Below are 25211 nucleotides of genomic sequence, written 5' to 3' on the forward strand. Positions count from 1 at the left end.
GCAGCGATGCGTTGAGCTAACCGATACTAATGAACCGTGAGGCTTAACCTTACAACGCCGAAGATGTTTTGGCGAAGAGACAGAATTTCAGCTTTGATTCAGAGTCCGAAGGATTTTGTGCTGAGACAAGGCGGCAAGCGAAGGAAAGGAAGGAGCATACTGAGGTATGTGACTGACTTTACGGGAGCAGCCAACGCAGTATCAGCCCAAAAGACACAGGACAGAGCACAGGAATTTGCCTGGCGGCTGTAGCGCGGTGGTCCCACCTGACCCCATGCCGAACTCAGAAGTGAAACGCCGTAGCGCCGATGGTAGTGTGGGGTCTCCCCATGTGAGAGTAGGGAACTGCCAGGCATCAAATAAGAAGAACCCCGTACCGTAAGGTGCGGGGTTTTTTGCTTTTGTTTTCTCCCTCACCCTGCGGGAGAGGGCACCAGACCGCACCATTCCCCTCCTGGGCTTTCTCCGGAACTTACCTTGCTAACGAAATTTGTGATCTCCCTCGCAATGTTATTTATAACAAAATAATAACATTTAATTTACAAGGTATTGAGTTCCTTCAGAGCTCAACATGCCGTTGTTTATGGCAGGAGTATAATCATAATGACCGAAAGCATTACATCGAACGGGACGCTGGTTGCCAGTGATACCCGAAGAAGGGTATGGGCAATTGTTAGTGCCTCATCCGGTAACCTGGTTGAATGGTTCGACTTTTACGTCTACTCATTCTGTTCACTTTACTTCGCACATATTTTCTTCCCGTCAGGAAACACCACAACGCAGCTACTGCAAACGGCAGGTGTATTTGCCGCAGGATTCTTAATGCGGCCGATTGGTGGCTGGTTATTTGGCCGTATCGCAGACCGTCGCGGGCGTAAAACCTCCATGCTGATCTCGGTCTGCATGATGTGTTTTGGTTCCCTTATCATCGCCTGTCTGCCGGGGTATGACGCTATCGGAACCTGGGCGCCCGCCCTTTTATTGCTGGCTCGTTTATTCCAGGGACTCTCCGTTGGGGGAGAGTACGGCACCAGCGCCACGTACATGAGTGAAATTGCACTTGAAGGTCGGAAGGGTTTTTACGCCTCTTTCCAGTATGTCACGCTCATCGGTGGTCAACTGCTGGCCATTCTGGTTGTCGTGATCCTGCAGCAGATCCTCACAGACAGCCAGCTTCATGAATGGGGATGGCGAATTCCTTTCGCGATGGGGGCTGCACTGGCGATCGTGGCGCTTTGGCTGCGCCGTCAGTTAGACGAAACCTCGCAAAAAGAGGTCAGGGCGCTGAAGGAAGCGGGATCGTTTAAAGGACTGTGGCGAAACCGCAAAGCTTTCCTGATGGTTCTCGGTTTCACCGCCGGTGGTTCACTCAGTTTTTATACTTTTACCACCTACATGCAAAAGTATCTGGTGAATACTACGGGAATGCACGCCAACGTCGCCAGCGTCATCATGACCGCCGCGCTGTTCGTCTTTATGCTGATACAGCCGCTAATTGGTGCGCTCTCAGATAAGATGGGCCGTCGCACATCAATGTTGATTTTTGGTGGCATGTCCGCCTTATGTACCGTCCCCATTTTAACCGCGCTTCAGCACGTCTCATCACCTTATGCCGCATTTGCACTGGTGATGCTGGCGATGGTGATTGTGAGTTTCTACACCTCGATCAGCGGAATACTCAAGGCCGAGATGTTTCCGGCACAGGTGCGTGCTTTGGGAGTAGGGCTTTCTTATGCGGTCGCCAATGCCCTGTTTGGTGGTTCGGCGGAGTACGTTGCGCTGTCCCTGAAATCATGGGGAAGCGAAACGACATTCTTCTGGTATGTGACGATCATGGGGGCGCTGGCCTTTATCGTATCCCTGATGCTGCATCGCAAAGGGAAAGGTATTCGTCTTTAATAATGCGCCATCTGCCACACGGCATAGCCGGTCGTGGCACCGGCAACATCCCAGGCAAAATCTTTCCAGCTCCAGCCGCTCCCTGAGGGGCGGCTATCCCATAATTCTTTAGATGCCCCAAGACTGACTGAGAACATCAGGCCGATTGCCGCACTACGATCCCGGCTATACCCCTGGTGCTGGGCGTACTCATTACCGGCAGCGGACAACATCGCGGATGCGAGGAAGTGTTGCGCTTTATCCTTGCCGGACCAACTATCGTTCGCCATATGGCTACAGCCGGTTAAACAGAGGGTCATGACTAACAGAAGAAGACGCATCAACAGCTCCATAAAAAAGCCCTGCGGGTGGCAGGGCCTGGATATTACAGAATACGGCTGATAAGACGATCGATACGGATGCGACGCAAACGGCGAATAAGCTTACGAACCTTCACCGGATAATCGGCAATGCTCTGTAGCTCGCGGTAATGACGAACAACCGTCGTATGTGTACGAATAAGTTCCAGTTCACGTTCACGCTGCGCGGCCAGCTCATGTTGTGGATCGTGGATCAGAATCGCGTTTTCCAGATCCAGACGCCAGGCACGAGGGTTCAGGTTGTTGCCGGTCAGCAGCATCCATTCATCATCAACCCACATTCCTTTGAGATGATAACTGTTATCTTCATCTTTCCAGAGACGCACCACCAGCTGGTCGGTGTTTACGTAATACTGTAAGCGACTGAGGAAACGACGCAGGTTAATCTCATAAAGGTAGGGCAGGGCGCCGATGATTTTGAAGGGTTGATCTTCAGGAATGAAAAAGTCATTTGCCGTTTTATCACCGACAATGATTTCCACTTTTTTACCGTCGCGCAGCAGCTGAATGATATTGCGCACCAGCACGGCGGGAAGGTTAAAGTACGGCGTACAGATAGTGAGCTTCTGCTCCGCGCACGGCATCAGATGGAAAATCGTTTTGTTCAGCAGGCTGGATTTGCCTAAGCCCACCAGAGGTGTAACGGACAGCTCTTCGTTGTTTGCATCGCCCTGGAAATGATAAACCGCATCGCGCAGCTCCTGGCGGAACGCGCGAACGTCGTTTTTGATTTCCGGGCTTTTCGGTCGATGAGGATCGTCAAGGCGATTCACACCACGGCCATGTACCAGATGTTTATCCACCCAGTTAAACATGATGTCGGCCATCTGCGAATTACGGATCAGATGGTAGCGGTCGTAGCGATACTTATCGAGCTGATGAAGGTAAACATCATTCAGACTCGCGCCACTATAAAGCACGCTGTCATCGATGATGAACCCTTTGAAATGGAGTACGCCAAGCGCTTCACGGGTATTCACCGGCACCCCGTAAACAGGGACATCAACGCCAGGATTTTCCTGCGCCGTGCGGCAATACCAGTCTGCGTTTGTATTTGAAGCAGCAGCGCCAATACGGCCACGCTGAGCGCGGTGCCAGTCAACCAGCACGCGAACATCCAGTTCAGGACGCTGACGCTTGGCTTCGTAGAGCGCATTCAGGATCGCGCGGCCACCTTCATCTTGTTCAAGATAGAGTGCCACAATGCAAATGCGTCGCGTGGCGCTGGCAATCTTTTCCAGAAGCGTCTCCCGAAAATGAGCGGGAGCGTAAAAGAACTCTACATCATCAACTGACTGAGAAATCTTCGGTAGTTGAGCAAGGTGTTGTTGATGTTTATTACGCTTAAATTTTGACAACATCACAGTGCGTTTCTTCTCTGTTCATTGAAGGGTTGTCTGTACCATGCAAACAACATAAGCGGACAATGATACCACCAGTCCCGTCCAAAGTGGGTAACATTTCCAGTAGCTTACTCGGGTTTATCCGGCGATTTCAGAGTGAGGGAGAGGGCAACAATCCCCTCGTCCAGCTGAATATCAACGTCAAAACCGAGTTTTCGCGCCAGGGTCACCATACCGCGATTGTTTGGCATAGTAATGCCATTCAGGCGTAACAATCCGTGATCGCGCGTATAACTGATGAGTTTTTCCAGTAGCCGCCGCCCAAGACCCAGGCCTTTAAGATCGGAGCGCACCAGTACGGCAAACTCCGCGTCGACGTTATCCGGATCTGAAATAGCACGCGTCACGCCAAGGATCTCATCACCGTTTTCGGAACGACGAACGGCGACAAAGGCCATTTCTCGATCGTAGTCGATCTGGGTCATATTGGCTAAATCATCGTGGGTAAATTCGTTGATTTCGCTGAAGTAGCGATAGTAAAGATCCTCTTTCGTGACCTGAGAGATAAACGTCCGCAGTTGCGGTTCGTCTTCCGGCAAAATGGGGCGAAACAGCGAACGCTCACCGTTCTTCATCTCCACCCACTCTTCCAGTTGCAGAGGATAAGGACGGATTGCCAGACGGCTCTCTCTGTCGCCTTCGAATGGCGCGATATCCAGCGTGACGTCCAGCGCCGTGAACTCATTGCCGGAGGCGAGCAGAGGATGAATGTCCAGCCGCTGGATCTCCGCGCAATCGACTATCAGGTTAGAGACCTGCACCAGGAACTGGCTTAACCCCGCAATGTCGAGCGGACGCAGGGCGCTCCGGCCACGGATTTTTTTGCTTTTGATGGCCTGAATAATCAGATAGCGAGCAAGGTTCATGTTCAACGGCGGTAAGGCCACCACGGCTTGTTCTTCAGGGCGCCATTCCACGCCACCTTCTCCCAGCATGATGAGCGGGCCAAAAACCGGATCGTGCTCAACAACCACCCGCAGTTCCTGTGCGCCCGCGCGGTTCGCCATGCTTTGCACCAGCAGTCCGTGGATTCTGGCCTGAGGCCAGGCCATTTTTACGCGGTCGAAAATAGCATCTGCCGCTTGCTGAACTTCAGCCGCGGTTCGAAGATACAGCATTACCCCCTGCACATCGGACTTGTGGGGAATATCTGGTGAGCGAAGCTTAAGGGCGACCGGATAACCAATCTGTTCGGCAATATGTACTGCTTCTGCGCTGTCGCTGGCGATCCAGGTGGGCAGCGTCTGCATCCCATAGCTACCAAGAATGGGTTGCACTTCGTGAGTGTCCAGCGATGTCGCACCTTCATCGATAGCCTGTTGCAACAGCCGGTGAACGTCGACGGAATTTGCCGTCAGATTGCCGGGCAATGCTGGAGTTTCACGTAACTGTTTCTGGTTACGACGGTACTCCACCATATGCATAAAGGCGGTAATAGTCCCTTCCGGGGTACGGTACGTTGGCAACCCCGCTTCGCTGAACAGTCGCCGTGCCTCCTGAGAGGAGAACTCACCGCACCAGTTGGTGAGCAGAGTGACGTATTTACCACGCGGATGGTTACGCACTGCTTCAATGAGGGCTCGCGCGCTCTCACTGCCAGGAGCGACCGCGCTGGGGGAGTGGATAATCATCAGCGCATCGAAATCCTGACTATCCAGCAAAATAGAAATGGCTTTGATATAGCGATCGCTACTGGCATCATCGCGTAAATCAAGGGGGTTCCCGGGGGCAACGCTGATGGGTAAAGCCTCTCTCAGGCGCTGAAGCGTCTCTTCACCGAGCGTGGCCAGCTTGCCATTACGTAACCACAGTTCGTCCAGCGCCAGCGCCGCCGGAGCTGCACCGTTACTGACGATCATTAATTTCTCTCCGCGCAACGGACGCATATGACTCAACGTCTCGACGGCGGAAAAAAGTTCGTGCGTGTCCTGTACCCGCAGTAAACCCGCGCGCTGGATAGCTGCATCCCAGGCGGGATCCATCCCGGAGTGGGAATGCAGCAGGCTCTGTGCTGCAGGGCTGCGTCCGCTCTTGATGACCAGGATGGGTTTATTACGTGACGCACTGCGCGATGCCGACACAAAACGACGGGCGTCGCTAAGGTGTTCAAGATAAAGCAGGATCGCACTGGTTTTGCTGTCACGCGCCAGAAAATCCAGCAGTTCATCCACGTCGATATCCAGGCTGTCACCCAGGGCGATGAAGTAGGAGAACCCCATCTCACGCTGCTGCGCCCAGTCAAGGATCGTGTTGGATACCGCAGCCGACTGCGAAATAAAAGCAAGTTTGCCTTTACGGATCGGGACTGGAGAAAAGCTGGCATTCAGTCCTTGCCAGGGGGCGAGCAGCCCCAGACTGTTCGGCCCAAGAATACGCATTTGATAGCGGCTGGCGCACGCCAGAAGCTCGGGCTGCTGTTCAGGAGGAGATGAGAGGATAATGCAGGTCTTACACCCTTTCTTGCCGAGCGATTCCAGTAATTCCGGGTTACGTTTCGCATTTGTACAGAGTACGGCCAAATCGGGTACGAAAGGCAGGCTCTGAACATCAGGCCATGCAAGTACCCCCTGAACGGCCTTATAGGCCGGTGTAACGGGCATAACGGGGCCATTAAATCCGCCGGCCAGCAGGTTGCGCATCATCAGATAGCCAGCGCGATCCGGTTTCATTGATGCGCCGATGACGGCTATGGATTTAGGACGTAGTAGCGCTTCTAACCCTCGCTGGCTCATGCAGGCCTCCTGTGAATGCAAGCGACCTGATGATTTTAAACGTTTTCTGTCCCGGTTGCTGTGACACTGCCCTTATGAACGGTTTTTCCCGCCAGATAGCGTTCGCGAAAACGGGAGAAATGGCTGCCCAGCGCGGCAGCCGCCTCGGTATCACCCGCTAAATCCAGCAGTGCGATCGCCACTTCGGCGGTGCAGTATTGTCCCTCGGCATGGGCTTCACGTAAGCGGTAGGCCGATACGCGAGAGAGGTCGACAGAAATGATCGGCAGCGCATCAAGGTAAGGGCTTTTGCGAAACATTTTCCGCGCTTCCGTCCAGGTGCCATCCAGCATAATAAACAGCGGTGGTTTTCCGGATGGCGGGGCTGACAGTACCTGACGGTCGGCGCCTGCATAGGAGGCAGGGAAAACGACCATAGGCTGATAGTCCGGGCTTGCCACTAAGTCGAGCAGGGCCTGAGGAGGCTCCGTGCGCGACCACTGAAACGCGGCCGTATCAGGCAGAATATCGGCGATCAGACGGCCCGTATTGCTGGGTTTCATCGGTTCGGTATCAAACATGACCAGGCAAAAACGGCTTTCCGCCGTGGCCGGTACCAGCGTGTCGCACAGGCACACTTTTAACGGCAGCAGGCAGCGCTGGCAGCGACGGATGCGGTTGCCACGAGCGAGAAAAGGGCGAGTCGCGCGGGCAAGGCGTTCGGCGCGTAATTGAAGTACAGCGTTATCAGTCATGGGCGAAAGGGCTGGAAAAACCCCATTTTCGCAGAGGCGGGAACGGGGCACAAGATGTGCCCCGTGAATGTTACAGCGACTCGTTCAACCAGCTCTCGAACGGCGCTTTGGGTACCGCGCCGTTGAGCATGTCGATGACTTCACCATTTTTGAAAATCATGATGGTCGGAATGCTACGAATACGAAAACGGGCGCTGAGCTCGCGTTCTGCCTCCGTATTCACCTTCACAAAACGCATCTTCCCGCTGCGCTCTTCGGCGACATCTTCAAAGATTGGCGCGAAGTTACGGCACGGGCCACACCATGGTGCCCAGAAATCGACAACCACCGGAAGATCGTCCTTGAGGAGTTTGTCCAGCGTAGCACCTGTAGCGTTAATCACATCGCCATCAAACAACTCATGGCCACAACGCCCGCATTTCGCACCATCCTCGATCCGATCGTCCGGAATGCGGTTAAGAGCCTGACAGTTGGCACATACGGTATTCATAACTAACCTCTGATAGAACCATGGGACAGCGGCAGTATGCCGATAATGTTTCTAATATGTTACATATTATCAATGAGCCTGTTTGAAACGACAATGCGTTTTATTCAATGAGAACAATAGTCATAGGCTTTTGTACGAAATTATGGCTATGCGCTTGCACATCGGGTAATCTGCGCGCTTCGCGCAGCGCTGGTGGAGAAAAGCATGAACGACGAAATGAAAAATAAAAGCGGCAAGGTCAAAGTGATGTATGTCCGCAGTGATGATGACTCTGATAAACGCACCCAAAATCCGCGTACCGGAAAAGGTGGCGGGCGTCCGGCGTCCTCTCGTGCAGACGGTGGCCGTCGCCCCGCCCGCGATGACAGAAACAACCGCGGTGATGACCGCAAACGTGATGACCGCAAGCGTGACGATCGCAAACGCGATGATTTTGCACGTGAGGGTTCGTCACCATGGCGTACCGTGTCCCGCGCGCCTGGCGATGAGACGCCTGAAAAAGCCGATCACGGCGGCATCAGCGGTAAAAGCTTTATCGATCCGGAAGTGCTGCGCCGTCAGCGTGCGGAAGAGACACGCGTGTATGGCGAAAACGCCTGTCAGGCTCTGTTCCAGAGCCGCCCTGAGTGTATCGTTCGTGCATGGTTTATCCAGAGCGTCACCCCTCGCTTCAAAGAAGCCCTGCGCTGGATGGCGGCAAACCGTAAAGCCTATCATGTGGTTGATGATGCCGAGTTGACGAAAGCGTCAGGCACCGAACACCACGGTGGTGTCTGCTTCCTGATCAAAAAACGCAACGGCACAACGGTGCAACAGTGGGTCAGCCAGGCCGGTGCCGATGACTGCGTGCTGGCGCTGGAAGATGTGGGTAACCCGCATAACCTGGGGGCGATGATGCGCAGCTGCGCGCACTTCGGCGTTAAAGGGGTACTGCTGCAGGATGCTGCGCTGCTGGAATCCGGTGCCGCGATCCGTACTGCGGAAGGCGGTGCCGAGCACGTTCAGCCGATCACCGGCGACAGCGTTCTGGATGCCATCGAGCAGTTCCGTAAAGCGGGCTATTCCATTGTGACGACCTCCAGCCATGCCGGTACGCCGCTGTTTAAAGCGACGCTGCCGCGAAAGATGGTGCTGGTGTTAGGTCAGGAACGTGATGGTCTGTCAGACGCGGCACTCTCGAGTGCGGATCTGAGCGTCTCTATTGACGGGACGGGCAATGTGGAAAGTCTGAACGTTTCCGTCGCGACCGGCGTACTGCTGGCGGAGTGGTGGCGTCAGAACAAAGCATAAGCTTTTTATGTGCCGGGCCAGCCCGGCACATTCATTTCCTACTCGCTTTCTGCCGGTAACACGGGCATCCAGTCAATCGGCGTTTCGCCACGTTTTTCCAGCCACTCATTCGCCAGAACAAAATGATTACAGCCAAAGAAACCACGATGGGCTGACAGCGGAGACGGGTGTGGCGCTTTCAACACGTGATGACGCTGACGGTCAATAATCGCCCCTTTCTTCTGCGCATGCGATCCCCACAGTAAAAACACTACCCCCTCACGATGTTCATTGATAAGGCTGATGACTTTATCCGTAAAGGTTTCCCACCCAAGGCTGGCGTGAGAGTGCGCCTGACCTGCTCGTACGGTTAATACGGTATTCAGTAACAGCACGCCCTGGCGCGCCCAGCTTTCCAGATAGCCATGATTGGGCCGGGTAAAACCGGGGATCGTTCCTTCAAGCTCTTTATACATGTTCAGCAGAGAAGGGGGGATAGCCACGCCCGGGCGCACGGAGAAGGCCAGCCCATGAGCCTGACCAGGGCCGTGGTAAGGATCCTGACCCAGGATCACCACTTTGACATCGCTCAGTTCGGTATAGCGAAACGCGTTAAATACGTCTTTCTGGGGCGGATAAATCGTCTGGCCAGACTGCCGCTCTGCCGCAACGGTACTGAGAGTGTTGATAAAATAGGGCTGCTGTTTCTCTTCTGCCAGCACATCGTGCCATGTCAGCGGTGTCGTCATCTCGCTCTCCTGCGAATCTCATTCTGCGCCTAGCTTAACCGCTAAATCCTGCGGTGCAAAATTCCATGCGGAAATTAGTCCTAACTCCTTAAATTATGGTTGAAAAATTACAAATTGATTTGAATTGGTAAGGCTGGAAAATTGATCTGAAACAATAAAACCAGACCACACTCTTTGTGTGGTTGGTGATTTTGTTGATTTAAATCAATAAATCACTGGGGTGTGAATGATATATATACACACAAGAAACAATGGTTTTACCAATTGGCCGCGAAAGGCCGACACCAGTTAATGTAGCCTAAGGGAGGCAACACATGATTACAGGTATCCAGATTACTAAAGCTGCAAACGACGATCTGCTCAACTCTTTCTGGCTGCTGGACAGCGAGAAAAACGAAGCACGCTGTGTGGTAGCAAAAGCGGGTTTTGCGGAAGATGAAATCGTTCCAGTTAATAAGCTGGGCGAAATTGAATACCGCGAAATCCCAATGGAAGTGAAACCAGAAGTGCGTGTTGAAGGTGGTCAGCATCTGAACGTGAACGTACTGCGTCGCGAAACGCTGGAAGATGCGGTTAAGCATCCTGAAAAATACCCACAGCTGACTATTCGTGTGTCTGGCTACGCGGTGCGTTTCAACTCCTTGACCCCGGAACAGCAGCGCGACGTTATCGCGCGTACCTTTACTGAAAGCCTGTAAGGTTTTTAGCCAAGGGGGTGGAACAAAAAGCCGGGATATTTCCCGGCTTTTTTTTACTCTTCAGTTTTCGCTTCTGACGCAGTACCGCTTGGCTTACGGCGTTTACCAATATTCTTGGTATCGCGATGACGCTGCTTCACGCGCGGCTTCTCTTTTTCTTTCTCTTTTCTCTCCGCACGTTTCGCCAGTGCTTTTTTAGACGGTTTGCCCGTCATTTTTTCACTCGGTGCACGCGTGGTTGGGCGCAGGCCATCGACAACGCGGGATTTCAGCGGCTCGTCGATATAGCGACCAATTTTCTGCAGCAGCAGATGGTCGTGCGCTTCAACCAGGGAGATCGCTGTACCTTTACGCCCGGCGCGGCCGGTACGGCCGATGCGGTGCAGATAGGTATCACCGCTGCGCGGCATATCGAAGTTGATCACGTGGCTGACGTCCGGAATGTCAATCCCGCGTGCAGCAACATCTGTTGCCACCAGCACGTTAACGCGGCCATCGGTCAGACGCTTAATGCCTTCGGTACGTTTGATCTGTGCCATCTCGCCTTCGAGGTAGCAGTTGTTAATCCCGGCATTACGCAGCATTTCAGCCAGCTCATGCACACGCTCGCGCTTACGCACAAAGACGATAGTGCGGGTGGCCTCTTCCTGCTTCAGCAGGTGCTTGAGCAATTCAACCTTGTGCTCAAGGTTGTCCGCGCGATAGTACCACTGATGGATCTTCTTGCGTTCACGGGTAGAAGGCGTTGCCGACACTTGCACCGGATCTTCCAGCAGGCGCTCTGCGAAGTCTTTGATCGCGTCCCCTTCGAGGGTGGCAGAGAAGAGCATTGTCTGGTTGCGCCAGCGCGTCTCGCCGGCGATGTGTTCGATATCCTGCGCGAAGCCCATGTCCAGCATACGGTCGGCTTCGTCCAGAATCAGGGTTTCTACCGCGCGGCAGTCAAAGTTCTCTTCTTTAATGTATTGCAGCAGACGGCCTGTCGTCGCAACGACGATATCCTGGTTTTCGCTGAACACTTCGGCGTGGTTCATATACGCAACGCCGCCGGTGATTGTTGCGATATCCAGATGGGTATTCGCTGCCAGCTCGCGTGCGTGATCGGCAACCTGCATAGCCAGTTCACGGGTAGGCGTCAGGATCAAAATACGCGGCGGGCCTGATTTTTTACGAGGAAAATCGAGCAGGTGCTGCAACACAGGCAGCAAGTAGGCTGCTGTTTTCCCCGTGCCGGTTGGCGCAGAACCGAGCACATCGCGGCCCTCAAGCGCAGGCGGAATGGCCGCTGCCTGAATGGCGGTCGGGCGTGTAAAGCCTTTGCTCTCAAGTGCATTGAGCAGGCTTTCATCGAGTTCAAGTTCGGAAAAAGTCGTTACAGTCATGTTCTACCTCTGTGTGGGGCGCTGATTATAGACGTTACGGCTGTAATCTTCATCTGTTTGTATGGATATCGCTTTTCGGCCACTTCGCTTTCCCCTATGCTACTCCAGTTTCACTTAGAAGGTTGCTCTGACATGTCTCAACTCAAAGCGCAATTGCGCCGCGATGGTTTTACGTTTAAACAATTTTTTGTTGCTCACGATCGCTGTGCCATGAAAGTCGGTACAGACGGTATTCTACTGGGAGCGTGGGCGCCTGTCGCAGGGGTTAAGCGCATTCTGGATATTGGCACCGGCAGTGGTCTGCTGGCATTAATGCTGGCTCAGCGCACGGATGAGCATGTCACCATTGATGCGGTTGAACTGGATGCGCAGGCCGCAGGGCAGGCGAGTGAAAATGCGCTCGAATCCCCCTGGGCAACCCGAATTAAAGTTGAATGCGCGGACGTACTGGCCTGGGCACCAGAGCAAACGGCGCGTTACGATTTGATCGTCAGTAACCCTCCCTACTACGCGCCCGGCGTGGAGTGCGGTACGCCTGAGCGCGAACAGGCTCGTTATACCGGTTCGCTCGATCATAAAGCCCTGTTAACCAACGCAGCGAATTTAATTTCCGAAGAAGGGTTCTTCTGCGTGGTACTTCCCGAAAGCACCGGTAATACCTTTATTGAGATCGCACGTGAGATGGGCTGGAACTTACGGCTGCGAACCGATATCTCGGATACGGAAGGGCGGTTACCACACCGGGTCTTGCTGGCGCTTTCGCCAAAAGAGGGTGAATGTTTTAACGACAGGATGGTTATCCGTGGGCCAGACCAGCGTTACTCAGAAGATTACACTGCGCTGACCCAGGCATTTTATCTGTTTATGTGACGCTGCGGGGAGAGAACCGACGGGCCGGATTCAGGCAGCGTGTCGGGATAGTCCAGGGTGTAATGTAAACCCCGACTCTCTTTACGCATCATCGCGCAGCGAACGATCAACTCGGCAACCTGTACCAGGTTACGCAGCTCCAGCAGATTGTTGGAAACGCGGAAATTGGCATAATACTCATCAATTTCCTGCTGCAGCATGGTGATACGGCGTAAGGCTCGCTCAAGACGCTTCGTCGTGCGTACAATGCCAACGTAGTCCCACATAAATAGCCGAAGCTCATGCCAGTTATGCTGGATCACAACCAGCTCATCCGGGTTTTCCACGCGGCTCTCATCCCAGGCTGGTAAGTGCTCAGCGTGGCGGGCATACGGCATGCGTTTGGTTATATCCACCGCTGCGGACCAGCCGTAAACCAGGCACTCCAGCAACGAGTTGGATGCCATGCGGTTCGCGCCATGCAGCCCGGTATAGCTCACCTCGCCGATGGCATACAGACCATCCACATCCGTACGCCCATAATCGTCAACCATGACGCCACCACAGGTATAGTGAGCGGCTGGCACAATCGGTACCGGGTCGCGCGTCAGATCAATCCCAAGGCTGAGCAGCTTTTCATAAATCATCGGGAAATGCTGACGGACAAACTCAGCCGGTTTGTGGCTGATATCCAGATACATGCAATCCACGCCAAGACGTTTCATCTCGTGATCGATAGCGCGGGCGACGATATCACGCGGCGCGAGCTCGCCCCGCGGGTCAAAGTCCGGCATAAAACGTGAGCCGTCCGGTCGTTTCAGATACGCGCCTTCACCGCGCAGGGCTTCCGTCAGCAGGAAATTGCGCGCCTGCGGATGAAACAGTGCGGTTGGGTGAAACTGGTTGAACTCAAGATTGGCAACACGACACCCGGCGCGCCAGGCCATGGCGATACCATCACCAGAGGCAATGTCCGGGTTGGTGGTGTATTGATATACTTTGGAGGCGCCACCTGTTGCCAGCACCACGGCTTTCGCCTGACAGGTTTCGACCTTTTCTTTGTTACGATTCCAGACCCAGGCCCCCACCACCCGGCGCGTGCCCGGCAGGCCGATTTTGTCAGAAATAATCAGGTCAACGGCATTACTGCGCTCAAGCACCCGAATATTAGGATGGCTGAGCGCCTTGCTGACCAGGGTGGTTTCTACCGCTTTACCGGTGGCATCTGCAGCGTGCAGGATCCGGCGGTGGCTGTGTCCGCCTTCGCGGGTAAGGTGGTAACTCTCTTCGCCGTTTGGCTGAACCTGAGTATCAAAGAGTACACCCTGGTCAATAAGCCACTGGACGCAGTGACGCGCATTGCTGGCGACAAATTCCGCAGCATGTTCATCGACGATCCCGGCTCCGGCAATCAACGTATCTTCGACATGTGACGCAATGCTGTCTGTTTCATCAAACACGGCGGCAATTCCGCCCTGGGCATAAAATGTGGAGCCTTCGCTCATCGGTCCTTTACTCAGAACAATTACGCTCTGATGCTCAGCCAGACGCAGCGCCAGCGAGAGTCCTGCCGCGCCGCTACCGATGATCAGTACATCACAATGTAGTTCAGGTGTTGTGTTCATGATTTTTGTTTAATTTACTAAACAGTGTTTGGGCAGAATAGCACCTCAGTGCGAGATATCGCACGTTTTTTTTTATTCTCAGTTGCAGTGACTAAACGCGCATGCGCGGATTTCCGGCATGTAAAAGAAGGAAAATATTTTGCGAAGCAGGTCGTTAGCGTCAGATTTTGTGGTGAAATAAAGCCTGGGTTGCGTTACTCTTCTGACCGGATAAGAGATGTTTGAAGTCAGAAAGTGGGTATGTATCGTGAACAGACTTATAATGAGAGAAAATAAACAGTCTGTGACGCGATGAACAAAAACAAAGGCGTTACGGAACTTATTGAAGAATAGACACTCCAACTCGGTGCTTGCTCAAAAGTGCGGGATTTGTAGAGTGGCGTTTCGATAACGCGTGGAATTTTGGTTTGGGGAGACATTACCTCGGATGAGCGAGCAGTTAACGGACCAGGTCCTGGTTGAACGGGTCCAGAAGGGAGATCAGAAAGCCTTTAACCTACTGGTGGTGCGCTACCAGCATAAGGTGGCGAGTCTGGTTTCCCGCTATGTACCGTCAGGTGATGTGCCTGATGTTGTACAAGAGTCTTTTATTAAGGCCTATCGCGCGCTGGACTCGTTCCGGGGAGATAGTGCTTTTTATACCTGGCTGTACCGTATTGCGGTCAATACGGCAAAGAATTATCTGGTCGCTCAGGGCCGTCGTCCGCCTTCAAGTGATGTGGACGCAATCGACGCCGAAAACTTCGAAAGTGGCGGTGCGCTGAAAGAAATTTCGAACCCTGAGAACTTAATGTTGTCAGAAGAACTGAGACAAATTGTTTTTCGCACGATCGAGTCGCTCCCGGAAGATTTACGCATGGCAATTACGTTACGGGAGCTTGATGGTCTGAGCTATGAAGAGATAGCCGCTATCATGGATTGTCCGGTCGGCACGGTACGTTCACGAATTTTCCGTGCGCGAGAAGCTATTGATAATAAAGTTCAACCGCTTATCAGGCGTTGACGATAGCGGGATACTGGAAAAGGTATTAGGCATGCAGAAAGAAAAACTTTCCGCTTTAATGGATGGTGAAACGCTGGATAGTGAGCTGCTCAATGAGTTGTCTCATTCTCCCGAAATGCAAGAGACCTGGGAGAGTTACCATCTCATCCGTGACACCCTTCGTGGTGACACCAGCGAGGTTATCCATTTCGATATCTCAGCCCGCGTGATGGCGGCTATTGAGAATGAGCCTGTTCATCAGACCACTCCGCTGATTCCTGAAGCTCAACCTGCACCACACCAGTGGCAGAAAATGCCGTTCTGGCAGAAGGTGCGTCCGTGGGCCAGTCAACTTACCCAAATGGGTGTGGCGGCATGCGTATCGCTTGCAGTTATCGTTGGCGTCCAGCACTATAATACTCAGTCTGAAACTAATCAGCAGCCAGAAGCGCCAGTGTTCAATACACTGCCGATGATGGGCAAAGCCAGCCCGGTAAGTTTGGGTGTACCGGCTGATGCCTCCGCCAGTGGCGGTCAGCAACAGCAGGTTCAGGAGCAGCGCCGTCGCATTAATGCGATGTTGCAGGATTATGAGTTGCAGCGTCGTCTGCACTCAGAACAGCTTCAGTTTGAGCAGGCACAAACCCAGCAGGCTGCTGTGCAGGTGCCAGGAAACCAAACTTTAGGAACGCAATCGCAGTAATGAAGCAACTTTGGTTCGCCATGTCTCTGATGGCGGGTAGCCTGTTCTTCTCTGCCAACGCCTCGGCTGATGTTTCATCCGGGGCGTTGTTGCAGCAAATGAATCTGGCCAGCCAGTCACTCAATTACGAGTTGGCATTTATCAGCATCAATAAGCAGGGCGTCGAGTCGTTACGCTATCGCCACGCCCGTCTTGATAATCAGCCGCTCGCGCAACTTTTACAGATGGATGGCCCGCGTCGGGAAGTGGTTCAGCGTGGTAACGAAATCAGCTATTTCGAGCCAGGCCTGGAGCCTTTCACCCTCAATGGCGACTATATCGTTGATTCTCTGCCATCGCTCATCTACACCGACTTCAAGCGCCTTGCCCCTTACTACGATTTTATTTCGGTAGGGCGTACGCGCATCGCTGACAGATTGTGTGAAGTGATCCGCGTTGTCGCCCGCGACGGGACGCGTTACAGCTACATTGTCTGGATTGATGCCGAAACCAAGCTTCCAATGCGTGTAGACCTGCTTGATCGCGATGGTGAAACGCTGGAACAGTTCCGCGTTATCTCCTTTAGCGTCAATAATCAGGTGGGTAATAGCATGCAGAATCTGGCGAAAGCCAGCCTGCCGCCGCTGCTTTCCGTTCCGGCGGGAGATTCCGTGAATTTCAACTGGGTTCCTTCCTGGATCCCGCAAGGCTTTACGGAAGTATCAAGCAGCCGCCGACAACTGCCTACCATTGAAACGCCGGTTGAATCGCGCCTCTACTCCGATGGCTTGTTCAGCTTCTCGGTGAACATCAATCGCGCGACGGCAAACAGTGCCGAACAAATGCTGCGTACCGGACGTCGAACAGTCAGTACCACGGTACGCGACAACGCGGAGATCACCATCGTCGGCGAATTACCCCCGCAAACGGCGAAGCGTATTTCTGACAGCATCAAATTCAGGGCTGCACAATGATTAAAGAGTGGGCTACGGTTGTATCATGGCAGGACGGTGTTGCGCTGGTAAGCTGTGATGTAAAGGCCTCCTGTAACAGTTGTGCATCCCGGGCGGGTTGTGGCAGCCGCGTGCTAAATAAGCTCGGGCCGCAAACCTCGCACACGCTTTCCGTGCCAAGTGAGCAACCGCTGGTGGCAGGACAGAAGGTGGAACTGGGCATTGCCGAAGGCAGCCTGTTGGGTTCCGCAATGCTGGTTTATCTCTCCCCGCTGGTGGGGCTCTTTGTGATGGGCGGCGTGTTTCAGATGCTGTTTGGTACCGATGCGGCGGCCATGTGCGGCGCTGCATTGGGAGGTGTGGGTGGTTTCTGGCTTGCCAAAGGTTTCTCCCCAAGGCTCGCAGCCCGCGAAGCGTGGCAGCCTGTTATTCTCAGCGTAGGGCTGGCACCAGACCAACTTCGTGTTGAGACGCTCTCCTCTGAGGCCCGGTGATCCATCGGGCTTTATCATCATTTACATCTTAAAAAAGAAAACGCCATTTCTTCACGCTATACCTGGCGCTAAGTGCATTTCCAGGTAACGGAGATGTAGTGTAGAATGCTGCGTTTTCGCACTGAAAAACGTCAGGCTAAGAACAGCGGCCTCCAGGAATTCGTAAGGCATAATTATTTAACTATATGAAGAACATACGTAACTTTTCGATCATTGCTCACATTGACCACGGTAAGTCGACGCTGTCTGACCGTATTATCCAGATTTGCGGTGGCCTGTCTGATCGTGAAATGGAAGCCCAGGTTCTGGACTCCATGGACCTGGAACGCGAACGTGGTATCACCATTAAAGCGCAGAGCGTCACGCTCGATTACAAGGCGGCTGATGGTGAAACCTACCAACTGAACTTTATCGACACCCCAGGCCACGTTGACTTCTCCTATGAAGTTTCTCGCTCGCTGGCAGCCTGTGAAGGCGCGCTGCTAGTGGTGGATGCGGGGCAGGGCGTAGAAGCCCAGACCCTGGCAAACTGCTACACGGCGATGGAAATGGATCTCGAGGTGGTGCCGGTTCTGAACAAGATCGACCTGCCAGCCGCTGACCCTGAGCGCGTGGCGGAAGAGATTGAAGATATCGTCGGAATTGACGCGACCGATGCCGTGCGTTGCTCGGCCAAAACCGGCGTGGGCGTTACCGATGTGCTGGAACGTCTGGTGCGTGATATTCCGCCACCAGAAGGTGACCCGGATGCCCCACTGCAGGCACTGATTATCGACTCATGGTTCGATAACTATCTGGGCGTTGTCTCGCTGGTGCGTATTAAAAACGGCACCATGCGTAAAGGCGACAAAATTAAGGTGATGAGTACCGGCCAGGTCTATAACGCAGACCGTCTCGGAATCTTCACTCCAAAACAGGTTGACCGTACCGAGCTGAAATGCGGCGAGGTGGGTTGGCTGGTTTGTGCCATTAAAGACATTCTCGGTGCGCCAGTGGGCGATACCCTGACCGGCGCGCGTAACCCGGCAGAAAAAGCGCTGCCAGGCTTTAAAAAGGTGAAACCACAGGTTTATGCCGGCCTGTTCCCGGTCAGCTCTGACGACTACGAGAACTTCCGTGATGCGCTCGGCAAGCTGAGCCTTAACGACGCCTCGCTGTTCTACGAGCCAGAAAGCTCCACGGCGCTCGGCTTCGGCTTCCGCTGCGGCTTCCTTGGTCTGCTGCACATGGAGATCATTCAGGAACGTCTGGAGCGTGAATACGATCTGGATCTGATCACCACCGCGCCGACCGTAGTGTACGAAGTGCAGACCACCAACAAAGAGATTGTCTACGTCGACAGCCCGTCCAAGCTGCCGCCGCTGAACAACATCGATGAGTTGCGTGAGCCAATCGCAGAGTGTCATATGCTGCTGCCGCAGGAATATCTGGGTAACGTTATCACGCTGTGCGTGGAGAAACGTGGCGTTCAGACCAACATGGTTTACCACGGTAACCAGGTCGCGCTGACCTACGAAATCCCAATGGCGGAAGTGGTTCTCGACTTCTTCGACCGTCTGAAGTCTACGTCTCGTGGCTATGCGTCATTGGATTACAACTTCAAACGCTTCCAGGCTTCGAACATGGTACGTGTGGACGTGCTGATCAACGGCGAACGTGTTGATGCGCTGGCCCTGATCACCCACAACGACAATGCACCGTACCGTGGCCGTGAGCTGGTTGAGAAGATGAAAGATCTGATCCCGCGTCAGCAGTTTGATATCGCGATTCAGGCGGCCATCGGCAACCACATTATCGCCCGCTCTACCGTGAAACAGCTGCGTAAAAACGTTCTGGCGAAATGCTATGGCGGTGACGTCAGCCGTAAGAAAAAGCTGCTCCAGAAGCAGAAAGAAGGTAAGAAGCGTATGAAGCAGGTCGGTAACGTCGAACTGCCGCAGGAAGCATTCCTTGCCATTCTGCATGTTGGTAAAGACGGCAAATAACCCTAAGGAGTTGGCATGGCGAACATGTTTGCCCTGATCCTGGTCATCGCTACCCTGGTGACAGGTCTGTTGTGGTGTCTGGATAAGTTTATTTTCGCCCCAAAACGCCGTGAACGTCAGGCTGCCGCGCAGGCAGCCACAGGTGATGGGCTTGATGCGAAAACCCTGAAGAAAGTTGGCCCGAAACCGGGCTGGCTGGAGACCGGGGCATCGGTATTCCCGGTGCTGGCGATTGTGCTGGTGGTGCGTTCGTTTATTTACGAGCCGTTCCAGATCCCGTCAGGCTCCATGATGCCAACGCTGCTGATTGGTGATTTTATTCTGGTCGAGAAGTTTGCCTATGGCATTAAAGATCCGATCTACCAGAAAACGCTGTTCGAAACGGGCCATCCGAAACGTGGCGACATTGTGGTGTTTAAATACCCGGACGATCCACGCCTTGACTACATCAAGCGCGCAGTGGGTCTGCCGGGTGATAAAGTCACCTACGATCCGGTTGCCAAAGAAGTGACCGTTCAGCCTGGCTGCAGCTCCGGTACCGCCTGTGAAAACGCGCTGCCAATCACCTACTCAAACGTTGAGCCAAGTGATTTTGTGCAGACCTTTGCCCGTCGTAACGGCGGCGAAGCGACCAACGGTTTCTTCCAGGTGCCGAAAGATGAAACCAAAGAGAACGGTATTCGTCTGGTCGAACGTAAAGAGACGCTGGGTGATGTGACGCACCGGATCCTGACCGTGCCAATTGCGCAGGATCAGGTCGGGATGTATTACAAACAGCCAGGTCAGCAGCTGGCCACCTGGATCGTACCGCCGGGACAGTACTTCATGATGGGCGATAACCGCGATAACTCCGCGGACAGCCGTTACTGGGGCTTTGTGCCGGAAGCGAATCTGGTGGGTAAAGCAACCGCAATCTGGATGAGTTTCGAGAAACAGGAAGGCGAATGGCCGACCGGGGTACGCCTGAATCGTATTGGCGGGATCCATTAATTCTCAATAATTGAACACGTAGTCGCTTTAATTAGCGGCTACGTGAATTATTTCAGCGATAAATCTCTTCGAACTAACGACATCCCCTGTCGTTGTGTATAGAATATTCCCCCGAAGTTTAAGGTTGGCCCTGCAAGGGTGCCACGGCACACGAAACCGCGTTGGTTTTCTCAGGTCGGTTTCGTGTGCTGCATTTTTGACGCATTCATTTATTGGTATCGCATGAACCCCATCGTAATTAATCGGCTTCAACGGAAGCTGGGCTACACTTTTCATCATCAGGAGCTGTTGCAACAGGCATTAACCCATCGCAGTGCCAGCAGCAAACACAATGAGCGCCTCGAATTTTTAGGTGACTCAATTTTGAGTTTCGTGATTGCTAATGCGCTTTATCATCGTTTCCCGCGTGTGGATGAAGGTGATATGAGCCGCATGCGCGCCACGCTGGTAAGGGGTAACACCCTTGCGGAAATCGCACGCGAATTTGAACTGGGCGAATGTCTGCGTCTTGGGCCGGGTGAACTGAAAAGCGGCGGCTTCCGTCGTGAATCTATTCTTGCCGATACGGTTGAAGCATTAATCGGTGGCGTGTTCCTGGACAGCGATATCCAGACCGTAGAAAAACTGATCCTGAACTGGTATCAGACCCGTCTGGATGAAATCAGTCCGGGCGATAAACAAAAAGATCCGAAAACGCGTTTGCAGGAATATTTGCAGGGTCGTCACCTCCCGCTGCCATCTTATCTGGTGGTGCAGGTGCGTGGTGAAGCGCACGATCAGGAATTTACCATCCATTGCCAGGTCAGTGGCCTGAGTGAACCGGTGGTGGGCACAGGTTCAAGCCGTCGTAAGGCTGAACAGGCTGCCGCCGAACAGGCGTTAAAAATGCTGGAGCTGGAATGAGCGAAGAAAAAACCTATTGCGGATTTATTGCCATCGTCGGACGTCCGAACGTGGGTAAATCCACCCTGCTGAATAATCTGCTTGGGCAGAAGATTTCGATCACCTCGCGTAAGGCACAGACCACGCGTCACCGCATTGTCGGTATCCATACTGAAGGCGCGTATCAGGCGATCTACGTTGATACCCCAGGCCTGCACATGGAAGAGAAGCGTGCCATTAACCGCCTGATGAACAAAGCGGCGAGCAGCTCGATTGGTGACGTGGAGCTGGTTATTTTCGTTGTGGAAGGCACCCGCTGGACGCCGGACGACGAAATGGTCCTGAACAAGCTGCGTGACGGTAAAACGCCGGTGATCCTCGCGGTCAACAAAGTGGATAACGTACAGGAAAAAGCCGATCTGCTGCCGCACCTGCAGTGGCTGGGTAGCCAGATGAACTTCCTCGACATCGTTCCGCTGTCTGCAGAGACCGGTCTGAACGTGGATACCATCGCCGGTATCGTGCGTAAGCATCTGCCGGAAGCGACTCACCACTTCCCGGAAGATTACATCACCGATCGTTCTCAGCGCTTTATGGCTTCTGAAATTATCCGCGAAAAGCTGATGCGTTTCCTTGGCGCAGAACTGCCGTACTCCGTGACGGTAGAGATCGAGCGTTTCCAGAGTAACGAGCGTGGCGGTTACGACATTAATGGCCTGATCCTCGTTGAGCGTGAAGGGCAGAAGAAGATGGTCATTGGCAACAAAGGCGCCAAGATCAAAACCATCGGTATCGAAGCCCGTAAAGACATGCAGGAGATGTTTGAAGCACCGGTTCACCTGGAGCTGTGGGTGAAAGTGAAATCTGGCTGGGCCGATGATGAGCGTGCTCTGCGCAGCCTCGGTTACGGCGAAGATCAGTAAACCAAGACGACGCACGAATGGAAGGCTGGCAGCGCGCTTTTGTTCTGCATAGTCGTCCCTGGAGCGAAACCAGCCTGATGCTGGACGTCTTCACGGAAGAGTCGGGTCGCGTGCGCCTTGTTGCAAAAGGCGCACGTTCCAAACGTTCCAACCTCAAAGGCGCCTTACAGCCCTTTACGCCGCTGCTGGTCCGTTTTGGCGGGCGAGGGGAAGTCAAAACCCTGCGCAGCGCTGAAGCCGTCTCTCTGGCGCTTCCCCTTTCTGGCATCACGCTTTACAGCGGTCTGTACGTCAATGAACTCATTTCACGCGTTCTTGAACATGAGACTCGCTTCTCTGAACTTTTCTTCGATTATCTGCACTGTATCCAGGCCCTTGCTGGCGCAACCGGTTCGCCTGAACCCGCCCTGCGCCGTTTCGAGCTGGCGCTGCTGGGTCACCTGGGATATGGCGTCGATTTTCTGCATTGTGCGGGGAGTGGAGACGAGGTCGAAGACGGGATGACCTACCGGTATCGGGAAGAAAAAGGGTTTATCGCCAGCGTCGTGATTGATAACAACACCTTTACCGGACGCCAGCTCCGGGCGCTGTATGAGCGCGAATTTCCGGACCAGGATACCCTTCGTGCTGCAAAACGCTTTACCCGGATTGCGCTCAAGCCGTATCTTGGGGGCAAACCCCTGAAGAGCCGCGAATTGTTCAGGCAGTTTATGCCGAAACGTTAACGTTTTATCCCTCACCCCAGCCCTCTTCCGGAGGGAGAGAGGGAAGGAAAATGAATCAAAATACCGAGGATTGTCATGGCTGAATTACTGTTAGGCGTCAACATCGATCACATCGCCACGCTGCGTAATGCTCGCGGTACGGCTTATCCCGATCCGGTTCAGGCGGCGTTTATTGCTGAGCAGGCTGGCGCCGATGGCATTACCGTTCATCTGCGCGAAGACCGCCGCCACATCACTGACCGTGACGTGCGTATTCTGCGACAGACGCTGGATACCCGGATGAACCTGGAGATGGCGGTCACGGAAGAGATGCTGACGATTGCCTGTGACACCAAACCGCATTTCTGCTGCCTGGTACCGGAAAAGCGTCAGGAAGTAACCACCGAAGGCGGTCTGGACGTGGCGGGGCAGCGTGACAAAATGCGCGATGCCTGCAAACGTCTGGCGGACGCGGGTATCCTGGTTTCTCTGTTCATTGACGCTGATGCGGAGCAGATCAAAGCGGCGGCTGACGTGGGCGCGCCGTATATTGAAATTCACACCGGCTGCTACGCCGATGCCAAAAACGATGCCGAGCAGGCTAAAGAGCTGGAGCGTATCGCGAAAGCGGCTACTTACGCCGCGAGCCTGGGTCTGAAGGTTAACGCAGGGCATGGGCTGACCTACCACAACGTTAAAGCCATCGCCGCCCTGCCGGAAATGCATGAGCTGAACATCGGCCACGCCATTATTGGCCGTGCGGTGATGAGTGGCCTGAAAGAGGCGGTTTCAGAAATGAAACGCCTGATGCTGGAAGCGCGTCAGTAATGGCTATTCTGGGCTTAGGTACCGACATCGTCGAGATAGCCCGCATTGAAGCGGTGATCGCCCGTAGTGGCGATCGCCTGGCAAGGCGCGTGCTGAGCGATAACGAATGGGCCATCTGGGAAGCGCATCAGCAGCCGGTACGTTTCCTGGCCAAGCGCTTTGCCGTTAAAGAGGCAGCGGCCAAAGCCTTTGGCACCGGTATTCGTAACGGTCTGGCGTTTAACCAGTTTGAAGTGTTTAACGATGAGCTGGGTAAGCCGCGCCTGCGTTTATGGGGCGAGGCCTTGAAGCTGGCAGAGAAACTCGGCGTGGCGCACATGCACGTGACAATCGCGGATGAACGGCACTATGCCAGCGCAACGGTGATTATCGAGAGTTAAAGTTTGTCCGCGTGATGCATCAGGACAAACTTATCCCACAGCTGCTCTTCGCTTTCGACGTGTGCCGGATCCTTCAGGATGGTATTGGGGATCGGGCACACTTTCTGGCAGGTCGGCGTTTCATAGTGGCCAATGCACTCGGTGCAACGGTCGCTGTTAATCTCATAAATGCTGTCGCCCATCGAAATGGCCTGGTTAGGGCATTCCGGTTCGCACATATCGCAGTTGATGCATTTTTTGGTGATTAACAGCGCCATCAGGAAATTCTCAGAAACAACACAAACAGGGCGGGCATTATACGCTCATTCGTTGTTCAAACCAGTTTTTTTACCAGCTCTTCGCTGTGACGAATTCGCTCAGGCGCATGCTCCAGATCCTGCTGCACCAGCGCCATAAACAGCAGATCCGTCAGCATCATTTGCGCGCTGGTGGACGAAACAGCCGCGCTGCGCGTGGCCTGCTCCTCGGCAATGGTATACAAGCAGCGCGTTGCCCGCTGCTGCAGTGCATTGGGCGTAAAACCGGTAATAGCCAGAATTTTACCACCCACACGCAGGGCCTCGTCGGTGGCCATGTTGATTTCACGGCGTTCCCCGGTATAGGAGATCGCCAGCAGCAGATCGTCAGGATCCATGGCCTGCACTGTCGCCAGCAGGGCATGCATATCCTGTTCGACGATGGCGTTATACCCGATTTTCGTCAGCTTCCAGCCAAAATTACGCGCCACCAGCCCGGATGCACCGATGCCGGTCAAAATGATCCGTCGTGCCGCACGCAGCATTGCCACGCTTTCCAGTAATTTTTCTTCAGTGTTGACATCAAGAGTGGCGTGCATGGCCGCGACGTTCTCTTTGATCAACTTCTCGCCCACCAGACGCATGGGATCATCGCCACGGATCTGATTATGCACCGGCATGGATTGCGGATTGGGGTTACTCACCAGGGCTTCGCTGATTGCCAGTTTCAGGGCCGGGAAGCCCTTAAAGCCAATCTTCTGGGCAAACTTCACCACGCTGGACTGGCTCACACCCGCTTCGCTTGCCAGCTGCTGAGAGCTGAGATGGCGGGCATGGTCGGGCTGAGAAAGCAAAAAATCCGCCAGCTTTTTGTCGCTTTGAGCAAAGCCTGCATAACGCTGGCGAATGCGAATTAAACAGTTCATACGTTCTCCTGGCGAAAATGTGATTGTCTGCGCAAATACGAATTTTGCTCGCCTGAA

Annotated in this window: 26 protein-coding genes and 1 rRNA gene; 17 read left to right on the forward strand and 10 right to left on the reverse strand. The window is 53.8% G+C overall.

Annotation, left to right across the window (positions count from 1 at the left end; genetic code table 11):
• Positions 1–238: 238 nt before the first annotated feature.
• Positions 239–354, forward strand: a 5S ribosomal RNA gene (gene rrf / locus AX755_RS05910).
• A gap of 249 nt (positions 355–603) precedes the next feature.
• Positions 604–1899, forward strand: coding sequence for an MFS transporter (locus AX755_RS05915; RefSeq protein ID WP_062856449.1), 1296 nt, complete (start codon positions 604–606; stop codon positions 1897–1899).
• On the opposite strand, the gene AX755_RS05920 is transcribed toward AX755_RS05915, so the two are convergent.
• From AX755_RS05920 to trxC, 5 genes are all read right to left on the reverse strand, one after another.
• The gene (locus tag AX755_RS05920; RefSeq protein WP_062856476.1) at positions 1896–2219 is read right to left on the reverse strand and encodes a YfiM family lipoprotein; all 324 of its coding nucleotides are present in this window, start codon (positions 2217–2219) and stop codon (positions 1896–1898) included. The genes AX755_RS05915 and AX755_RS05920 overlap by 4 nt on opposite strands.
• Before the next feature lie 44 nt (positions 2220–2263).
• Positions 2264–3619, reverse strand: a complete 1356-nt coding sequence (gene pssA / locus AX755_RS05925; RefSeq protein WP_029882218.1) for a CDP-diacylglycerol--serine O-phosphatidyltransferase — start codon at positions 3617–3619, stop codon at positions 2264–2266.
• A gap of 110 nt (positions 3620–3729) precedes the next feature.
• Positions 3730–6393 carry a bifunctional acetate--CoA ligase family protein/GNAT family N-acetyltransferase gene (locus AX755_RS05930; protein ID WP_013098332.1) on the reverse strand — a complete coding sequence of 888 codons (2664 nt, stop codon included), beginning with the start codon at positions 6391–6393 and terminating at the stop codon, positions 3730–3732.
• Between the two features lie 35 nt (positions 6394–6428).
• The gene (tapT, locus tag AX755_RS05935) at positions 6429–7127 is read right to left on the reverse strand and encodes a tRNA-uridine aminocarboxypropyltransferase (protein ID WP_058650757.1); all 699 of its coding nucleotides are present in this window, start codon (positions 7125–7127) and stop codon (positions 6429–6431) included.
• 70 nt (positions 7128–7197) lie between these two features.
• Positions 7198–7617: a thioredoxin TrxC gene (gene trxC / locus AX755_RS05940; protein ID WP_013098330.1), complete on the reverse strand. Its 420-nt coding sequence runs from the start codon at positions 7615–7617 to the stop codon at positions 7198–7200.
• Positions 7618–7821: 204 nt separating this feature from the next.
• Here trxC and AX755_RS05945 point away from each other — a divergent pair, with 204 nt between their 5' ends.
• Complete coding sequence (locus AX755_RS05945; protein ID WP_023620103.1) at positions 7822–8907, forward strand: tRNA/rRNA methyltransferase; 1086 nt, start codon at positions 7822–7824, stop codon at positions 8905–8907.
• Positions 8908–8945: 38 nt separating this feature from the next.
• On the opposite strand, the gene ung is transcribed toward AX755_RS05945, so the two are convergent.
• A complete protein-coding gene (gene ung / locus AX755_RS05950) occupies positions 8946–9635 on the reverse strand; it encodes a uracil-DNA glycosylase (protein WP_029882221.1) in 690 nt (229 codons plus the stop codon).
• 314 nt (positions 9636–9949) lie between these two features.
• Here ung and grcA point away from each other — a divergent pair, with 314 nt between their 5' ends.
• The gene (gene grcA / locus AX755_RS05955) at positions 9950–10333 is read left to right on the forward strand and encodes an autonomous glycyl radical cofactor GrcA (RefSeq protein WP_013098327.1); all 384 of its coding nucleotides are present in this window, start codon (positions 9950–9952) and stop codon (positions 10331–10333) included.
• Positions 10334–10386: 53 nt separating this feature from the next.
• Here grcA and srmB read toward each other — a convergent pair whose 3' ends face one another.
• Positions 10387–11715: an ATP-dependent RNA helicase SrmB gene (srmB, locus tag AX755_RS05960; RefSeq protein WP_062856450.1), complete on the reverse strand. Its 1329-nt coding sequence runs from the start codon at positions 11713–11715 to the stop codon at positions 10387–10389.
• 132 nt (positions 11716–11847) lie between these two features.
• Here srmB and trmN point away from each other — a divergent pair, with 132 nt between their 5' ends.
• A complete protein-coding gene (gene trmN / locus AX755_RS05965; RefSeq protein ID WP_062856451.1) occupies positions 11848–12585 on the forward strand; it encodes a tRNA(1)(Val) (adenine(37)-N(6))-methyltransferase TrmN in 738 nt (245 codons plus the stop codon).
• On the opposite strand, the gene nadB is transcribed toward trmN, so the two are convergent.
• Positions 12570–14189: an L-aspartate oxidase gene (gene nadB / locus AX755_RS05970; protein ID WP_062856452.1), complete on the reverse strand. Its 1620-nt coding sequence runs from the start codon at positions 14187–14189 to the stop codon at positions 12570–12572. The genes trmN and nadB overlap by 16 nt on opposite strands.
• A gap of 350 nt (positions 14190–14539) precedes the next feature.
• Here nadB and rseD point away from each other — a divergent pair, with 350 nt between their 5' ends.
• The 12 genes from rseD (at position 14540) to acpS (ending at position 23992) form a co-directional block, all read left to right on the forward strand.
• The gene (gene rseD / locus AX755_RS25305; RefSeq protein WP_225368419.1) at positions 14540–14620 is read left to right on the forward strand and encodes a rpoE leader peptide RseD; all 81 of its coding nucleotides are present in this window, start codon (positions 14540–14542) and stop codon (positions 14618–14620) included.
• Positions 14617–15192, forward strand: coding sequence for an RNA polymerase sigma factor RpoE (gene rpoE, locus AX755_RS05975; RefSeq protein ID WP_006176728.1), 576 nt, complete (start codon positions 14617–14619; stop codon positions 15190–15192). The genes rseD and rpoE overlap by 4 nt, the downstream gene beginning before the upstream one ends.
• A gap of 31 nt (positions 15193–15223) precedes the next feature.
• Positions 15224–15874: an anti-sigma-E factor RseA gene (rseA, locus tag AX755_RS05980; protein WP_023620106.1), complete on the forward strand. Its 651-nt coding sequence runs from the start codon at positions 15224–15226 to the stop codon at positions 15872–15874.
• The gene (gene rseB / locus AX755_RS05985; RefSeq protein ID WP_013098322.1) at positions 15874–16827 is read left to right on the forward strand and encodes a sigma-E factor regulatory protein RseB; all 954 of its coding nucleotides are present in this window, start codon (positions 15874–15876) and stop codon (positions 16825–16827) included. Before rseA ends, rseB begins: the two co-directional genes overlap by 1 nt.
• Positions 16824–17300 carry a SoxR-reducing system protein RseC gene (gene rseC, locus AX755_RS05990; RefSeq protein ID WP_038420411.1) on the forward strand — a complete coding sequence of 159 codons (477 nt, stop codon included), beginning with the start codon at positions 16824–16826 and terminating at the stop codon, positions 17298–17300. Before rseB ends, rseC begins: the two co-directional genes overlap by 4 nt.
• 185 nt (positions 17301–17485) lie before the next feature.
• Entirely contained in the window at positions 17486–19285 is a 1800-nt protein-coding gene (gene lepA / locus AX755_RS05995; RefSeq protein ID WP_013098320.1) for a translation elongation factor 4, read from the forward strand.
• Positions 19286–19300: 15 nt separating this feature from the next.
• On the forward strand, positions 19301–20275 hold the full coding sequence (gene lepB / locus AX755_RS06000) for a signal peptidase I (RefSeq protein ID WP_062856453.1): 975 nt from the start codon (positions 19301–19303) through the stop codon (positions 20273–20275).
• Positions 20276–20497: 222 nt separating this feature from the next.
• Positions 20498–21178 (forward strand): ribonuclease III, encoded by a 681-nt coding sequence (rnc, locus tag AX755_RS06005; protein WP_003860711.1) that lies wholly within the window; start codon positions 20498–20500, stop codon positions 21176–21178.
• Positions 21175–22080, forward strand: a complete 906-nt coding sequence (gene era / locus AX755_RS06010; RefSeq protein WP_013098317.1) for a GTPase Era — start codon at positions 21175–21177, stop codon at positions 22078–22080. Before rnc ends, era begins: the two co-directional genes overlap by 4 nt.
• Positions 22081–22097: 17 nt before the next feature.
• Positions 22098–22805, forward strand: a complete 708-nt coding sequence (gene recO / locus AX755_RS06015; protein WP_013098316.1) for a DNA repair protein RecO — start codon at positions 22098–22100, stop codon at positions 22803–22805.
• A gap of 75 nt (positions 22806–22880) precedes the next feature.
• Positions 22881–23612, forward strand: coding sequence for a pyridoxine 5'-phosphate synthase (gene pdxJ, locus AX755_RS06020; RefSeq protein ID WP_013098315.1), 732 nt, complete (start codon positions 22881–22883; stop codon positions 23610–23612).
• Positions 23612–23992, forward strand: coding sequence for a holo-ACP synthase (acpS, locus tag AX755_RS06025; protein ID WP_013098314.1), 381 nt, complete (start codon positions 23612–23614; stop codon positions 23990–23992). Before pdxJ ends, acpS begins: the two co-directional genes overlap by 1 nt.
• On the opposite strand, the gene AX755_RS06030 is transcribed toward acpS, so the two are convergent.
• Together AX755_RS06030 and AX755_RS06035 are read right to left on the reverse strand one after the other, a co-directional pair.
• A complete protein-coding gene (locus tag AX755_RS06030; RefSeq protein WP_008502177.1) occupies positions 23989–24249 on the reverse strand; it encodes a YfhL family 4Fe-4S dicluster ferredoxin in 261 nt (86 codons plus the stop codon). The genes acpS and AX755_RS06030 overlap by 4 nt on opposite strands.
• 56 nt (positions 24250–24305) lie before the next feature.
• Positions 24306–25154, reverse strand: a complete 849-nt coding sequence (locus AX755_RS06035; RefSeq protein WP_062856454.1) for a MurR/RpiR family transcriptional regulator — start codon at positions 25152–25154, stop codon at positions 24306–24308.
• Positions 25155–25211 lie beyond the last annotated feature (57 nt).

The organism is Enterobacter sp. SENG-6 (genome assembly GCF_001605945.1).
GTDB lineage: Bacteria > Pseudomonadota > Gammaproteobacteria > Enterobacterales > Enterobacteriaceae > Enterobacter > Enterobacter cloacae.

What these genes read in the sequence shown, in the direction of transcription:
- acpS (WP_013098314.1), top strand. Translation starts at nt 23,612, where the DNA reads ATGGCTATTCTGGGCTTAGGTACCGACATCGTCGAGATAGCCCGCATT.
- rseA (WP_023620106.1), top strand. Translation starts at nt 15,224, where the DNA reads ATGCAGAAAGAAAAACTTTCCGCTTTAATGGATGGTGAAACGCTGGAT.
- rnc (WP_003860711.1), top strand. Translation starts at nt 20,498, where the DNA reads ATGAACCCCATCGTAATTAATCGGCTTCAACGGAAGCTGGGCTACACT.
- AX755_RS06035 (WP_062856454.1), bottom strand. Translation starts at nt 25,154, where the DNA reads ATGAACTGTTTAATTCGCATTCGCCAGCGTTATGCAGGCTTTGCTCAA.
- pssA (WP_029882218.1), bottom strand. Translation starts at nt 3,619, where the DNA reads ATGTTGTCAAAATTTAAGCGTAATAAACATCAACAACACCTTGCTCAA.
- rpoE (WP_006176728.1), top strand. Translation starts at nt 14,617, where the DNA reads ATGAGCGAGCAGTTAACGGACCAGGTCCTGGTTGAACGGGTCCAGAAG.
- AX755_RS05920 (WP_062856476.1), bottom strand. Translation starts at nt 2,219, where the DNA reads ATGCGTCTTCTTCTGTTAGTCATGACCCTCTGTTTAACCGGCTGTAGC.
- AX755_RS06030 (WP_008502177.1), bottom strand. Translation starts at nt 24,249, where the DNA reads ATGGCGCTGTTAATCACCAAAAAATGCATCAACTGCGATATGTGCGAA.
- pdxJ (WP_013098315.1), top strand. Translation starts at nt 22,881, where the DNA reads ATGGCTGAATTACTGTTAGGCGTCAACATCGATCACATCGCCACGCTG.
- trmN (WP_062856451.1), top strand. Translation starts at nt 11,848, where the DNA reads ATGTCTCAACTCAAAGCGCAATTGCGCCGCGATGGTTTTACGTTTAAA.
- rseC (WP_038420411.1), top strand. Translation starts at nt 16,824, where the DNA reads ATGATTAAAGAGTGGGCTACGGTTGTATCATGGCAGGACGGTGTTGCG.
- AX755_RS05945 (WP_023620103.1), top strand. Translation starts at nt 7,822, where the DNA reads ATGAACGACGAAATGAAAAATAAAAGCGGCAAGGTCAAAGTGATGTAT.
- trxC (WP_013098330.1), bottom strand. Translation starts at nt 7,617, where the DNA reads ATGAATACCGTATGTGCCAACTGTCAGGCTCTTAACCGCATTCCGGAC.
- recO (WP_013098316.1), top strand. Translation starts at nt 22,098, where the DNA reads ATGGAAGGCTGGCAGCGCGCTTTTGTTCTGCATAGTCGTCCCTGGAGC.
- rseB (WP_013098322.1), top strand. Translation starts at nt 15,874, where the DNA reads ATGAAGCAACTTTGGTTCGCCATGTCTCTGATGGCGGGTAGCCTGTTC.
- grcA (WP_013098327.1), top strand. Translation starts at nt 9,950, where the DNA reads ATGATTACAGGTATCCAGATTACTAAAGCTGCAAACGACGATCTGCTC.
- tapT (WP_058650757.1), bottom strand. Translation starts at nt 7,127, where the DNA reads ATGACTGATAACGCTGTACTTCAATTACGCGCCGAACGCCTTGCCCGC.
- srmB (WP_062856450.1), bottom strand. Translation starts at nt 11,715, where the DNA reads ATGACTGTAACGACTTTTTCCGAACTTGAACTCGATGAAAGCCTGCTC.
- AX755_RS05915 (WP_062856449.1), top strand. Translation starts at nt 604, where the DNA reads ATGACCGAAAGCATTACATCGAACGGGACGCTGGTTGCCAGTGATACC.
- AX755_RS05930 (WP_013098332.1), bottom strand. Translation starts at nt 6,393, where the DNA reads ATGAGCCAGCGAGGGTTAGAAGCGCTACTACGTCCTAAATCCATAGCC.
- era (WP_013098317.1), top strand. Translation starts at nt 21,175, where the DNA reads ATGAGCGAAGAAAAAACCTATTGCGGATTTATTGCCATCGTCGGACGT.
- lepB (WP_062856453.1), top strand. Translation starts at nt 19,301, where the DNA reads ATGGCGAACATGTTTGCCCTGATCCTGGTCATCGCTACCCTGGTGACA.
- ung (WP_029882221.1), bottom strand. Translation starts at nt 9,635, where the DNA reads ATGACGACACCGCTGACATGGCACGATGTGCTGGCAGAAGAGAAACAG.
- lepA (WP_013098320.1), top strand. Translation starts at nt 17,486, where the DNA reads ATGAAGAACATACGTAACTTTTCGATCATTGCTCACATTGACCACGGT.
- nadB (WP_062856452.1), bottom strand. Translation starts at nt 14,189, where the DNA reads ATGAACACAACACCTGAACTACATTGTGATGTACTGATCATCGGTAGC.